We start from the raw sequence: 12,826 nt of genomic DNA, 5'->3' as shown, positions 1-12,826 counted from the left end.
AGATTTGAAAGTTTTCCTGACTGGCGCCTCTGGCTACATCGGCGGCACGATCGCCAATGCGCTGCTCGCGGCGGGGCACTCCGTGACCGGCTTGGTCCGCTCGCAAGAACGCGCACAACGGGTTCGCGCCCACGGCATCCAAGCGGTATTGGGGACCCTGGATCACGCTGAGCTGCTGGCGGAGCTGGCCGACTCCGCTGATGCCGTCATCAATGCCGCGGATGCCGACCACCGGGGCGCGGTGGAAGCCATGCTGCCGGTCCTGCGCGGCAAGGCATTCATCCAGACCAGCGGGTCCGGAATCGTTGCCGATTGCGCGGGGGGCGAACTTAGCGACAAGATTTACGAGGACGACACGCCCGTCCAACCCCTGGCGGCGCGCGTGGCCCGCGTCGCGCTCAACACGCTGGTGCTCGACTCGGCCAGCAACGGCGTACGGGCAAGCGTGATCGCGCCGCCGATGATCTACGGCAGAGGCACCGGCCTGAATCCGGACAGCATCCAGATTCCACGGATGATTGCGGTCGCCCGCAAACACGGCGTCGCCCGATACGTCGGCCGGGGTGCCAACACCTGGTCCAACGTGCACGTCGAGGACTTGGCCGACCTGTACGTCAAGGCGCTGACCGACGCCCCCGCGGGCGCCTTCTACTACGCCGAGAACGGCGAGGCGTCGATGGCGGACATCTGCCGATCCATCAGTCGCATGCTGGGATTCGGCGAAAAGACCGCCTCCATGACCCAAGAGGAGGCCATTGCCGAATACGGCGAGGGTCCCACCCTTTACAGCTTCGGGTCCAACAGCCGGGTCAGGGCCCTGCGTGCCAGAGCGGAATTGGGCTGGAGCCCCCGGCGCGCCTCCCTGTTCGACGAGATCGAGCAGGGATCCTATTCGAGTCAGGCATATTGAGCCACGAGGACACGCCATGACAAACCCGGACCTCGACCGCCTGTGCTCCATCCAGGAGATCAAGCGGCTGAAGACCCGCTACTGCCACTACGAGGAAGCCTACCGGCGGGAGGACGGGTGCTGGCGGATCGCCCACTTGCGCCTGTGCCGCATGCGACTGATACCGCTGCCCCCGGACCATCCACGCCCACACCTGCCGCCCCCTTGACCGCAATGGACTGGCTCCAGGACTACTGAGGTCTCAAAAGTGAAACATCGCTATTCACTGGCACACCTGTCCGCCCTCGGGCTGACGCCGCCGCGCCTGATACAGGCAGCGGCGGACGCGGGCTATGCGCGCGGCGGTATCGGCATCGCAGGCCGCCTGAGCCCCGACTCAGCCGAACACGCCGGTCGACAGATAGCGGTCGCCGCGGTCGCAGACGATGAACACGATGGTGGCGTCGCGCACCGTGGCGGCCACCCGCATCGCGGCCACCGCCGCGCCCGCCGACGAGATGCCGCCGAAGATGCCCTCCTCGGCGGCCAGGCGGCGCGCCATCGCCTCGGCCTGCTCCTGCGAGATGAGCTCGAAGGCATCGACGCGCGAGGCGTCATAGATCGAAGGCTGGTAGGCCTCGGGCCATTTGCGGATGCCCGGGATGTGCGCGCCCTCGGCCGGCTGGGCGCCGATCACGCGCAGCTCTGGATTGCGCCCATGCAGGTAGGAGCCGACTCCCATGATGGTGCCGGTCGTGCCCATGGCGCTGACAAAGTGGGTGATACGCCCCTCGGTCTGTTCCCAGATCTCGGGACCGGTGGTCTCGGCATGGGCCCTGGGGTTGTCTGGATTGGCGAACTGATCCAGGACCTTGCCCTTGCCCTCGGCCTGCATCTGCAAGGCAAGGTCGCGAGCGTACTCCATGCCGCCCCCCTGGGACGGCGTCAGGATGAGTTCGGCCCCATAGGCCGTCATCGCCGCGCAGCGCTCTTGGGATGAATTGTCCGGCATGATGAGGATCATGCGATAGCCGCGCACGGCCGCGGCCATCGCCAGGGCGATGCCGGTGTTGCCGCTGGTCGCCTCGATCAGAGTGTCGCCCGGAGCGATCTCGCCGCGCTGCTCGGCGCCGCGGATCATGAACGCGGCGGCACGGTCCTTGACCGAGCCCGCCGGGTTGTTGCCCTCGAGCTTGGCGAGGACCACGTTGCCACGCGCCTGCCCCGCCTCGCCCGGGATGCGCTGCAGGCGCACCATGGGAGTGGAGCCGATGATGTCTTCGATGGTGGGGTACGTTTTCATGCTCGAAATCATACACCCGGCATCAACATTCCGCCTCACGGCCCCACAGCCCTCAGGGGCGCCGGGGCGGTACCGGCCCGGAGGCCTTGGCGCGCCCGGCCGCATCCGGCGGCGCGGCGAGCGCCGCTGGTCCCGTATCAATGCTCAGGCCAGCCGCGCGCAGCGCATCGGCCCGCCGTGGGCCGATGCCCCGCACCCGGTCGGACAGGTCCTCGAACGAGGTGTAGCGCCCGCCGCGTTCGCGCTCGTGGTGAATGGTCTGCGCGGTCTTGGGGCCGATACCGCGGATGCCCTGCAGTTGCGCAAGCGTCGCCGTGTTCAGGTCCAGGGCGAACGTGCCGCCCGACCAGGTGACCGCAGCCAGGCCCGCGGCGCCCAGGGCGCGTGCGAGACGCCGGCCGCGAGGCGCGCGGCGTCTCGCGAAGGTGCGCGGCGGGATCAGCCTGGAGGAACGGCGTGAGCCGGTGCGCAAGGGCTGGGCGACGGTGGGATGAAGAAAGGGATTCATGGTGGGCTCCTCGTGTGGTATGAGTCCGTCCATGATCGCTCGCCGCACTCGTCAAGGGCAGGCCTGGGGGAGGTTCGCGCCCATGCGGACAAGCCGCGAGCCATGGGGTTGTCGCAGGCGCGGCGACGGCGCCATCCGGCCCCCACCGCCGCGGCCCAATGCGCGAACTAGGGCAAGCGCCCCTGTTCGATCAGCCGCTGGGCATAGGCCGACACGCCGGCTTGCACATCGCGGAAGGCGCCCTCGTACCCCGCCGCCCGCAGCCGGGTCAGGTCAGCCTCGGTATGGCTCTGATAGCGGCCCTTGAGGTCGTCGGGAAACGCGATGTAGCGCAGGGACTGCTGGGCCACGAGCTCCTCCAGGGGCAGCGCCAGGCGCCCCTGGTGGATCCTCAGGGAGTTGACGACGGTTTGCGCCACATCGTTGAACGGTTGGGCGCGGCCCGTGCCGCAGTTGAAAATCCCAGAAATCTCGGGGTGGTCGAGGAAAAACAGATTGACCTTGACCACGTCCTCGACATAGATGAAGTCACGCTGCTGCCCGCCATCGGGATAGCCGTCCCAGCCGCCGAACAACCGCACGTGCCCTTCGGCGGCGTACTGATTCATGTTATGGAAGGCCACGGATGCCATGCGCCCCTTGTGCTGCTCGCTGGGGCCATAGACATTGAAATAACGCAGGCCCACCACCGGCGCGGTGAGCCGGTCCATGTGCCGGCGCAACACCTGGTCGAACAACAGCTTGGAATAGCCGTAGACGTTCAGCGGCGCCTCGAAGGCCGGATCCTCGACATAGCGCGGGCCCGCGCCATACACGGCAGCCGACGAGGCGTACAACAGAGGCACCTCGCGCGCCTGGCAATACTCGAACAGTTCGAGTGTGACCCGGTAATTGTTGTCCAGCATGTAGCGGCCGTCGCGCTCGGTGGTGTCCGAGCAGGCGCCCTGATGCAGCACCGCCTCGGGCCGGGGCAGTTCGCCGGAACACACCAGCCGCCGGAATTCGTCCTTGTGCAGGTAGTCTGCGATGCGCAGGTCGACCATGTTCAGGAACTTGTCGCCGTCGCTCAGGTCGTCGACCACCAGGATGTCGTCGATGCCACGCCGGTTGAGGCCGCGCACGAGATTGCTGCCGATAAAGCCGGCGCCGCCGGTCACGATGATCATGAGAGTTCCTCCACGCTGACGATGGACGTGCCCAGCTTGCCGACCACGATGCCGCCCGCCCGGTTCGCCCATAGCATCGATTCATACCAGTCCAGGCCCGCGGCGCGGGCGACCGCCAGAGTGGCGAGCACCGTATCGCCCGCCCCCGACACATCGAATACCTCGTGCGCCTGGGCATCGGCATGCCGGCGGCCCTCGCCGGTGAACAGTGTCATGCCCTGCTCGGAACGCGTGATCAGCAGGGCCTCGAGCCCCAGTTCGGCACGTAGGGCCTGGGCGCGCCGGGTCAAGTCATCCTCGGAATCCCAACGGCCGACCGCATCCTGCATTTCGTTGCGGTTGGGCGTCACGATGCTGGCGCCGTAATAGCGCCGATAGCGGTGCCCCTTGGGGTCGACCAGCACGGGAACACCGGCGGCGCGCGCCGTCTGGATCAGGCCCTCGACCCGCGCCAGCGTGCCCTTGGCATAATCGGAGAGCACCAGCAACTGGCACCCGGCGATCGCATCCGCCATCCGGTCATCCACGCCATCGAGCGCACGCGCGCCCGGGGCATGTTCGAAATCCACGCGCAGCAGTTGCTGCTGCCGGCCCAGGACGCGCATCTTGAGCGTGGTATCCATGCCGTCCGGATCCTCGACCAGGTGGGCCTCGATGCCGTCCTCAGCGGCCAGCGCGCCGACGCGCGCGCCTGCCTCGTCGGCGCCGACCACGCCAACCAGTGCCACCCTGGCGCCCAGTGCGGCGATGTTGCGCGCCACGTTGGCCGCTCCGCCCAGGCGATCCTCGCGCCGCGCCACGCGCACCACGGGGACGGGCGCCTCGGGGGAAATCCGGTCGACCTCGCCGAACCAGTAGCGATCCAGCATGACGTCGCCGACCACCAGAATCTTGGCGGCACGGGCCTCTCGTGCCGGAAACGGCATCATTTCAATTCCTCCAGGCGGCGCGGTGCATAGGATTCCCACGTATTGCAGCCAGGGCATTGCCAGTAGAAGCGCTGAGCCTCGAAGCCGCAATGGCTGCAGGCGTATCGGTCCAGGCGCTGGGTATGCTTGTGAATCATCGAACGCAGCAGGCCCAGGTCGACGCCGGGGAATATCTGGTCGGCACCGCCGCCCTCATGAGTGTGTGCGATCTCGACCTCGAGCAGACGATCCAGCCCGAGGAGCGAAGGATGCGCACGCAGGGCCTCACGCGCAAAAGTCCAGGCCGGCCGGGATCCCTGCCGCGCCCTCAACGCCCGAAAGACGACATTGAACAGATCGAGCGTCGGGTTGCGCAAGTAATGGGCCTGCAACAGGGCCAGGCCCTCGTCGGGCCGCCCCAGGGCCTCGTAGCACGCCAACAGGGGCTCGGCCACCAGGCCCGCATAGTCCGACGCCTCGGCCAGGACATCCTGCAGGTGCGCGCGCTGGCCCTCGACATCGCCGCTCGCCGCCGCCCACTGCGCCCTCAGCATCCGCACGCGGGTCTCGGCCGCGGGGCTGGTGCCGGTCTTGCGCATGGCATTGTCGGCTGCCTCGAGCGCCCGGGCGGCGCCTTCCAGGTCTGGCGGCCTGGCCGCGAGCATCCCGCTGGCGAGTTCGCACTGATAATGGGCGAGCTGCGGAACAGGCTCGTCGACCAGCTTGTGCAAGTGCCGCACGGCATCGATGGCGCGCGGCCAGTCATGCTCGGATTCATAGATGCGGATGAGCGAACGCACCGCCTCGAGGGCATGACGCGTATGCATCACGGCCTGGAACCCCTGCTCGGCGCGATCCAGCATGCCGGCCTTCAGGAAATCCTGCGCCAGTTCGAACTGGGCGTTCTCGCGATCGGGCATGGGCAGGTCCTGGCGCGTCAGCAGGCTCTGATGCACACGGATGGCGCGTTCCATCTCGCCGCGACGCCGGAACAGGCTGCCCAGGGCGAAGTGCAGTTCGGTGGTCTCGGGATCGAGCTTGGCCACCTCGACGAACGCATCGATGGCCCGGTCCGGCTGCTCGTTGAGCAGGAAATTCAGGCCCTTGAAATAGGAATCCGGCAGGTTCCGGGTCTCGGAAATCATCTGTCGAAAATCGAATCGCGCGGCCATCCACCCGAGGGCGAAGACCACCGGCACGAAAATCAACCACCAAGGCTCGAAAGACACTGTGCGCGCCCCGGCGTCAGAGTGGCGCCAAGGGCGCAACCGTCTCGGGAATGATCGGCCCCGCCGGCGTTTGCGGATGCTCGAGCGCCTCCTGGGCGCGCGCCAGTTCGCGGCGCAGGCGGGCGGCCTCGCGCCGCTTGCGCAGGACCGCCGTGGCGGCGATCAGCAGGCCGAAGGCTACGCCGAGGACGAAGGCAATCAGCATCACCACGATCAGGGGTACCTGGTGGAAAGTTTGATCGGCAAAAAATCCCACATCGACCGGCGCCGTGTTCTTGAGGGCGAAAAGCAGCACAATGACGAAGATCGCCAGCCGCAGTATCCAGACCAGATAGCGCATATCCAAAGCTCCATGCGTGGGAATTCCGTCATTGTAAGGGGAAACCGGGGGGCCGCAGCCCGCCTCTCGCCCCAAAAGAACAGGCCCTCGAATGAGGGCCTGCCCGTGACCACCGCCCAAAGGTGAAGGTCAGCCGCCGATCACACGCGCCTGGTAGAGATCGGCCACGGTGGCGAGTTCCTCGCTATCGCCACCATCCGGCCCAAGGTCCACGCGCTCGCGCAGTTCCTTGCCGGGCTTGAAGTGGGGCACCAGCTTGGCGGGGACCAACACTTTCTCGCCGGACTTGGGATTGCGGCCGATGCGCTGCGAGCGCTGCGACAGCGAAAAGCTGCCGAAACCCCGGATCTCGATGCGTTGGCCCCTGGACAAGGTATCGGCCATCGCGTCAAGCAGGGTTTTCACCGCAAAATCCATATCCCGGGCCGCTAGTTGGGGATAGCGGCCCGCGAGTATGGTGATGAGCTCGGACTTGGTCAAACCGCCCATCAGCTATCGTCGCGCTGCTGATCGAGCTTGGCCTTGAGCAGCGCACCCAGGTTGGTCGTGCCCGAAGAGGCGCTGGCTTCCGTCATGCGCTGGATGGTCTCGGCGGTCTCGGCACTGTCGCGCGCCTTGATCGACAACTGGATCGAGCGCGCCTTGCGGTCGATGTTGATGATCATGGCCTCGACCTGGTCACCGGCATGCAGCACCGTGGTGGCATCCTCGACGCGGCCCGCAGACATCTCGGACGCGCGCAGATAGCCCTCGACATCCACCGACAGGGTCACAACCGCGCCCTTGGGCTCGACCGATTTGACCGTGCCCGACAGCACGGCGCCCTTGTCGTAGGTGGCGACAAAATTGTTGAACGGATCGCCTTCGAGCTGCTTGACGCCCAGCGAGATACGCTCTTTGTCGGTGTCGATACCCAGCACCACGGCGTCGATCTCGTCGCCCTTCTTGAAGTTGCGCACGGCTTCTTCGCCCGACTCGGTCCACGAAATGTCGGACAGATGGACCAGGCCGTCGATGCCGCCGGGCAAGCCGACGAACACGCCGAAATCGGTGATCGACTTGATCGCCCCGTGAACCTTGTCGCCGCGCTTGAAGTTGGCGGCGAAATCCTCCCAGGGATTCGGGCGGCATTGCTTCATGCCCAGCGAGATGCGGCGACGATCCTCGTCGATTTCGAGGACCATGACCTCGACCTCTTCGCCCAGGGTCACGACCTTGCGCGGATCGACGTTCTTGTTGGTCCAGTCCATTTCGGACACGTGAACCAGGCCCTCGATACCGGCCTCGACCTCGACGAACGCGCCGTAGTCGGTGAGGTTGGTGACCTTGCCGAACAGGCGGGTGCCCTGCGGGTAGCGACGACCCAGGCCGATCCAGGGATCCTCGCCCAGTTGCTTGACGCCCAGCGACACGCGGGATTTTTCCTGGTCGAACTTGAGGACCTTGGCCTCGATTTCCTGACCGACCTGCAGCACCTCGGAGGGGTGGCGGACACGGCGCCAGGCCATGTCGGTGATGTGCAACAGACCGTCGATGCCGCCCAGGTCGACGAACGCACCGTAGTCGGTGATGTTCTTGACCACGCCCTTGATGATGGCGCCCTCGTGCAGGGTCTCGAGGAGCTTTTCGCGTTCCTCGCCCATGCTGGCCTCGAGGACCGCGCGGCGCGACAGCACGACGTTGTTGCGCTTGCGGTCGAGCTTGATGACCTTGAATTCGAGCGTCTTGCCCTCGTAGGGGGTGGTGTCCTTGACGGGGCGCAGGTCGACCAGCGAGCCGGGCAGGAAGGCGCGGATGCCGTTGGTCATGACCGTCAGGCCGCCCTTGACCTTGCCGGTGATGGTGCCGTTGACCAGTTCGCCGGATTCGAGAGCCTGCTCGAGTTGCAGCCAGGCCGACAGGCGCTTGGCGCGGTCGCGCGACAGGATGGTGTCGCCATAGCCGTTTTCCAGGGAATCGATGGCGACCGAGACGAAATCGCCGTCCTGGACTTCGAGCTCGCCCTGGTCGTTGAGGAATTCTTCGAGGGGAATCAGGGCCTCGGACTTGAGGCCGGCGTTGACCACGACGAAATTATGGTCGACGCGCACGACTTCGGCGGAGATGACCTCGCCGGAGCGCATGTTCTGATCCTTGATGCTGGCGGCAAACAGATCGGCAAAGCTTTCGCCGCCCAGCGCGGCTTCGGTTGAAAGGGTGGACATGAACGATAATCCATTCGCCCATCGGGCGATCAATGACACACCAGGCACAATGCCCGGTGGAGTGAAAAAATCCCGCAAAGGCGGCGGCGGACCTCTGTGCCCCTACCCTGCGAGTCCTCGTGCCGACCAGAGGTCGAGCACCTTGCGGACCGTCTCATCGATCCCCATGCGGGACGAATCCACGACCACGGCGTCCGCGGCCGCCACAAGCGGCGCGTGCACCCTGTCGCGGTCACGCGCATCGCGTAACCGCAGATCCTCCAAAAGGTCGGACAGCTTAGCAGAAAAGCCTTTGTCCTTCAACTGTTTATGACGCCTGAGAGCCCGCTCATTCACGTCCGCATCCAGGAAAACCTTGAGCGGCGCATCCGGAAAGATCACCGTGCCCATGTCGCGGCCATCGGCCACCAGGCCCGGGGCCGTCCGGAAGGCTCGTTGGCGCTCGAGCAGGGCCGCGCGCACCGCCGGATAGGCGGCCACGCGGGAGGCCAGGTTGCTGATCGCCTCGCGACGGATCTCGTTGCCGACCTCGACCCCGTCCAACCAGATGCCGCCGTCCCGGAACACCACGTCCAGGGCGCGTGCCGCGGCGGCCGCCTGGGCCTCGTCGCCGCCGTCGCCGCCCGCTCGCGTCACCGCCAGCGCCGTGAGCCGGTACAGCGCACCGCTGTCCAGGGCGTGCCAGCCCAGGGCCTGCGCCACGCGCATGGCCACTGTCCCCTTGCCCGAGGCGGTGGGGCCATCGATGGTGATGACGGGAGGGGCAGCAAGAGTCATGAACGGATCAGCCTGCGAAAGTCTTCGAAATACGCGGGATAGGTCTTGCTGACACAGCCCGGATCCAGGATGGTGACGGGCACGGGCCCGAAGCTGGCCAGCGAAAAGCACATCGCCATGCGGTGATCGTCATAGGTGCCGATCTCTGCCACGCGCCACTGATCCTCGGCCATGGGGTGCACCCGCAGACTGTCCGCGCCGGATTCCACCCGCGCACCCAGGCGCGCCAGCTCGGCATGCATGGCCTCGATGCGGTCGGTCTCCTTGACGCGCCAGCTCCCGATGTTGCGCAACCGGCACGGTCCGTCGGCATACAGCGCGAGCACGGCCGCCGTCATGGCGGCGTCTGGCATCAGATTGAAATCCAGATCGAAGGCCTGCAGGCGCTCGCCGCGGGCGACCACGGGGCCCGTGACCGTCATGGCGTGGTCGGCGCGCTCAATGCGCGCCCCCATGCCCTCGAGCACATCGGCGAAGGCAATGTCGCCCTGGATGCTGCGCACCCCCGCCCCACGCACCTCGATCGGTCCCCCGGCGATGGCGCCCAGCGCCATGAAATAGGATGCCGAGGACGCATCGCCCTCGACCGCGTAGCGGCCCGGACTGCGATAGCGGGCATCCGCCGGAATCACGAAGCGGTGCCAGTCCTCCCGCGCCACCTCGACGCCGAAACGCGCCATCAGGTTCAGGGTGATGAGGATGTACGGCTTGGAAATCAGCGGGCCGTCGAGCTCGATGACGACCTCGCGCCCCCAACGGGCCGCGAGCACGGGCGCGGCCATCAACAAAGCCGTGAGGAACTGGCTGGATACCGAGCCACGCACGCGCACCGTCCGTGCGGCCTCGGAATTGCCCGCGCCGATACGCAACGGCGGATAGCCGTCGCGCCCCTCGTAGTGAATCTCGCAGCCCAGGCCGCGCAAGGCCTCGACCAGATCGCCGATGGGACGTTCGTGCATCCGGTCCACGCCCGAGAGGCGGTACGACCCGCCCATCAGGGCCAACGCCGCCGTCAACGGCCGGAAAGCCGTCCCCGCGTTGCCCAGGAACAGATCGGCATCCATGACCGGCCAGCGCGAGGCGCCCGTCACCGCGATGCTCTCCGGGTCCGAGTCGTCGACCGCCACGCCCAGCGTGCGCAGGGCCGCGAGCATCACCCGCGTATCGTCCGACGCCAGCAGCCCCTCGAGCCGCGTTTGCCCCTCGGCGAGCGCGGCCAGCAGCAAGACGCGATTGGAAATGCTCTTGGAGCCCGGCAGCGTGACGCCGCCTTGGGCGCGCTGGGCGGGCTCTAGGCGCAGCGCGTCGATGGAATTCATGTCATTGCACTCCTGCCGTCCCACAGGCGGCGCGCCAGCGCCGCCTGTTCGAGGAAGGCTTCCAGCGCCCGGGGATCCGGGTCGTTTTCAAGCGTCCTGCGCAGCTCGTCGAGCGCTCGGCTGAAAGCGTCAAGCTCGTCCAGAACCGCAGCGCGATTGGACAGAAAGATATCCCGCCAAACCTCGGCGGATCCCGCGGCAATCCGCGTGAAATCACGAAAACCCGTGCCGGCCAGGGACAGTCGCAAGTCGGCATCGGCCGCGCGCGCGACCTGCGCCATATAGGCCGCCGCCAGGAAATGCGGCACATGGCTGACCGACGCCAGCACCCGATCATGCCGTTCGGCATCCATCAGCAGCACGTGCGCGCCGCAGGCCTCCCAGACCCGAGTCAACCAAGCCCGCGCGTGCGCCGGCGTTTCGTCCAGCGGCGTCAGGATCACCTTGCGCCCTTGGTAGAGCGCCGGGTCGGCGGCCTCGGGTCCGGTCATCTCGGACCCCGCGATCGGATGCCCGGGCAGGAACTGGCCCACACGGTCGCCCAAGGCCTCGCGGGCAATCGCCGCCACGTCGGACTTGGTGCTGCCGGCGTCGGTGACGAGGGCCTGCGGACGCAAATCCGGACGCAGGGCCTCGAGCGCACCGCGCATTGCGCCCACCGGCGTGGCCAGCAGAATCAGGTCCGCACGCCGCGCCGCCTCGGCATAATCCACCGCCTCGTCGATCAGGCCCAGCGCCAGCGCCCGGTCGAGCGAACTCTTGCGGCGGCCTACCCCCAGCACCCGTCCGACTTGCCCAGCACGGCGCAACGCCGCGGCAAAGGAACCGCCGATCAGACCGATGCCCACCACCGCCAGGACCGGCACCAGGGGAGATGCGTCCCCTAATTCGCGCTTGGGACGGCCCGGCGCGCTCATGTCACCCCCTGGGCGCTGCGCGCCACCCCCCCAAGGGGGGATTCGCGCTTGGGACGGCCCGGCGCGCTCATGTCACCCCCTGGGCGCTGCGCGCCACCCCCCCCAAGGGGGGATTCGCGCTTGGGACGGCCCGGCGCGCTCATGCCACAAGAATTTCCGTGAGCGCCTGGACGAAGCGATCGTTCTCCTCCGGCAGGCCAACGGATACGCGCAGGTGCTCGGGCAGGCCGTCGCCGTCGACGGATCGCACGATGACGCCACGCTCGAGCAGGGCGCGATTGACGCGCGCGGCATCGCCCACCCGCACCAGAACGAAATTCGCATGGCTAGGGACGAACTCGAGGCCGAGTTTGGTGAACGCCCGCGACAGTTGCTCGCGCCCGGCACGGTTGATCTCGTAGGTGCGCCGCAGGAAATCCTGATCGGCCAGGGCCACGCGCGCGGCCAATTGCGCCAGCGCATTGACATTGAACGGCTGGCGCACGCGATTGAGCAGATCGGTCACGTCCGTCTGCGCCAGGGCGTAGCCTACGCGCAGGGCCGCCAGGCCGTAGGCCTTGGAGAGCGTCCGGGTCACGATCAGGTTCGGATAGCGGCGCACCCACTGGGCGCTGTCGAAGCGCTCGGCCGGGTCCAGATAGTCGTCATAGGCCTCATCGAGCAGCACCACGACCCGCTCGCCGTGCCGGACCCGCACGCGCTCGAGAAAGGCCTCGATACGATCGGCCGGATTGTGTGTTCCCGTCGGATTATTGGGGTTGGCAATGAACACCAGGCGCGTGTCGTCGACAATCGCCTCGGCCATCGCCTCCAGATCATGGCCATAATCCCGGGCCGGGACCATCACGTGGCGCGCGCCACGCGCTTGGGTCGCGAGGCGATACACCACGAAGGCATGCTGCGCATAGACCGCCGAGGTGCCGTCGTCGAGAAAGGCCAGCGAGGCGAGCTCCAGCAGGTCGTTCGAGCCATTGCCCAGCGTGACCCACTGTGCCGGCACCTCGTGACGCGCCGCGATGACCGCCTTCAGATCGAAACCGTTGGCATCCGGATAGCGGCCATGCAGGTCGCCGACCGCCTCGCGCAAGGCCTCGCGAACCCGCTCGGAGCAGCCCAGGGGATTTTCGTTGGAGGCGAGCTTGATGATGCGCGCCGGATCCAGCCCGAACTCGCGAGCCAGCTCCTCGATGGGTTTGCCCGCCTGATACGGCGCGATGGCTTGCACATGCGCCGGAGCGATTGGATGAGAGGACATGGACATGAAAC

At 67.0% G+C, this 12,826-nt stretch carries 14 protein-coding genes; 2 read left to right on the top strand and 12 right to left on the bottom strand.

Annotation, left to right across the window (positions count from 1 at the left end; translation table 11 throughout):
- The first annotated feature begins 4 nt into the window (after positions 1-4).
- Positions 5-910, top strand: a complete 906-nt coding sequence (locus ABS761_RS01985; RefSeq protein ID WP_350406305.1) for an NAD-dependent epimerase/dehydratase family protein — start codon at positions 5-7, stop codon at positions 908-910.
- A 16-nt stretch (positions 911-926) separates the two neighbouring features.
- Positions 927-1,118: a hypothetical protein gene (locus ABS761_RS01980; RefSeq protein ID WP_350406304.1), complete on the top strand. Its 192-nt coding sequence runs from the start codon at positions 927-929 to the stop codon at positions 1,116-1,118.
- A gap of 168 nt (positions 1,119-1,286) precedes the next feature.
- Here the strand turns inward: ABS761_RS01980 and cysM are convergent, their stop codons facing one another.
- The 12 genes from cysM to hisC form a co-directional block, all read right to left on the bottom strand.
- Positions 1,287-2,192: a cysteine synthase CysM gene (gene cysM / locus ABS761_RS01975; RefSeq protein WP_350406302.1), complete on the bottom strand. Its 906-nt coding sequence runs from the start codon at positions 2,190-2,192 to the stop codon at positions 1,287-1,289.
- Positions 2,193-2,244: 52 nt separating this feature from the next.
- A complete protein-coding gene (locus ABS761_RS01970; protein WP_350406301.1) occupies positions 2,245-2,700 on the bottom strand; it encodes a ComEA family DNA-binding protein in 456 nt (151 codons plus the stop codon).
- 167 nt (positions 2,701-2,867) lie between these two features.
- On the bottom strand, positions 2,868-3,866 hold the full coding sequence (gene rfaD, locus ABS761_RS01965; protein WP_350406300.1) for an ADP-glyceromanno-heptose 6-epimerase: 999 nt from the start codon (positions 3,864-3,866) through the stop codon (positions 2,868-2,870).
- A complete protein-coding gene (gene rfaE1, locus ABS761_RS01960; RefSeq protein WP_350406299.1) occupies positions 3,863-4,795 on the bottom strand; it encodes a D-glycero-beta-D-manno-heptose-7-phosphate kinase in 933 nt (310 codons plus the stop codon). The genes rfaD and rfaE1 overlap by 4 nt, the downstream gene beginning before the upstream one ends.
- Complete coding sequence (lapB, locus tag ABS761_RS01955) at positions 4,792-6,003, bottom strand: lipopolysaccharide assembly protein LapB (protein WP_350406298.1); 1,212 nt, start codon at positions 6,001-6,003, stop codon at positions 4,792-4,794. The genes rfaE1 and lapB overlap by 4 nt, the downstream gene beginning before the upstream one ends.
- 16 nt (positions 6,004-6,019) lie before the next feature.
- Entirely contained in the window at positions 6,020-6,343 is a 324-nt protein-coding gene (locus ABS761_RS01950) for a LapA family protein (RefSeq protein WP_350406296.1), read from the bottom strand.
- A 129-nt stretch (positions 6,344-6,472) separates the two neighbouring features.
- Positions 6,473-6,823, bottom strand: a complete 351-nt coding sequence (locus ABS761_RS01945; RefSeq protein ID WP_350406612.1) for an integration host factor subunit beta — start codon at positions 6,821-6,823, stop codon at positions 6,473-6,475.
- 8 nt (positions 6,824-6,831) lie between these two features.
- Entirely contained in the window at positions 6,832-8,547 is a 1,716-nt protein-coding gene (gene rpsA / locus ABS761_RS01940; RefSeq protein WP_350406295.1) for a 30S ribosomal protein S1, read from the bottom strand.
- A gap of 102 nt (positions 8,548-8,649) precedes the next feature.
- On the bottom strand, positions 8,650-9,324 hold the full coding sequence (gene cmk, locus ABS761_RS01935; RefSeq protein ID WP_350406293.1) for a (d)CMP kinase: 675 nt from the start codon (positions 9,322-9,324) through the stop codon (positions 8,650-8,652).
- Positions 9,321-10,643: a 3-phosphoshikimate 1-carboxyvinyltransferase gene (gene aroA / locus ABS761_RS01930; RefSeq protein WP_350406292.1), complete on the bottom strand. Its 1,323-nt coding sequence runs from the start codon at positions 10,641-10,643 to the stop codon at positions 9,321-9,323. Before aroA ends, cmk begins: the two co-directional genes overlap by 4 nt.
- Positions 10,640-11,560, bottom strand: coding sequence for a prephenate dehydrogenase (locus tag ABS761_RS01925; protein WP_350406291.1), 921 nt, complete (start codon positions 11,558-11,560; stop codon positions 10,640-10,642). Before ABS761_RS01925 ends, aroA begins: the two co-directional genes overlap by 4 nt.
- Positions 11,561-11,699: 139 nt before the next feature.
- Complete coding sequence (gene hisC, locus ABS761_RS01920) at positions 11,700-12,821, bottom strand: histidinol-phosphate transaminase (protein WP_350406290.1); 1,122 nt, start codon at positions 12,819-12,821, stop codon at positions 11,700-11,702.
- Positions 12,822-12,826 lie beyond the last annotated feature (5 nt).

This window comes from Castellaniella sp. GW247-6E4, assembly GCF_040276065.1.
Taxonomy (GTDB): Bacteria; Pseudomonadota; Gammaproteobacteria; order Burkholderiales; family Burkholderiaceae_B; genus Castellaniella.
This window is presented reverse-complemented; position numbering and strand designations above follow the sequence as displayed.

Bases quoted from the DNA above. Each gene is read 5' to 3' on its own strand.
- rpsA (WP_350406295.1), bottom strand. From the start codon at position 8,547: ATGTCCACCCTTTCAACCGAAGCCGCGCTGGGCGGCGAAAGCTTTGCC.
- rfaD (WP_350406300.1), bottom strand. From the start codon at position 3,866: ATGATCATCGTGACCGGCGGCGCCGGCTTTATCGGCAGCAATCTCGTG.
- hisC (WP_350406290.1), bottom strand. From the start codon at position 12,821: ATGTCCATGTCCTCTCATCCAATCGCTCCGGCGCATGTGCAAGCCATC.
- ABS761_RS01970 (WP_350406301.1), bottom strand. From the start codon at position 2,700: ATGAATCCCTTTCTTCATCCCACCGTCGCCCAGCCCTTGCGCACCGGC.
- rfaE1 (WP_350406299.1), bottom strand. From the start codon at position 4,795: ATGATGCCGTTTCCGGCACGAGAGGCCCGTGCCGCCAAGATTCTGGTG.
- ABS761_RS01980 (WP_350406304.1), top strand. From the start codon at position 927: ATGACAAACCCGGACCTCGACCGCCTGTGCTCCATCCAGGAGATCAAG.
- ABS761_RS01925 (WP_350406291.1), bottom strand. From the start codon at position 11,560: ATGAGCGCGCCGGGCCGTCCCAAGCGCGAATTAGGGGACGCATCTCCC.
- ABS761_RS01950 (WP_350406296.1), bottom strand. From the start codon at position 6,343: ATGCGCTATCTGGTCTGGATACTGCGGCTGGCGATCTTCGTCATTGTG.
- aroA (WP_350406292.1), bottom strand. From the start codon at position 10,643: ATGAATTCCATCGACGCGCTGCGCCTAGAGCCCGCCCAGCGCGCCCAA.
- cysM (WP_350406302.1), bottom strand. From the start codon at position 2,192: ATGAAAACGTACCCCACCATCGAAGACATCATCGGCTCCACTCCCATG.
- cmk (WP_350406293.1), bottom strand. From the start codon at position 9,324: ATGACTCTTGCTGCCCCTCCCGTCATCACCATCGATGGCCCCACCGCC.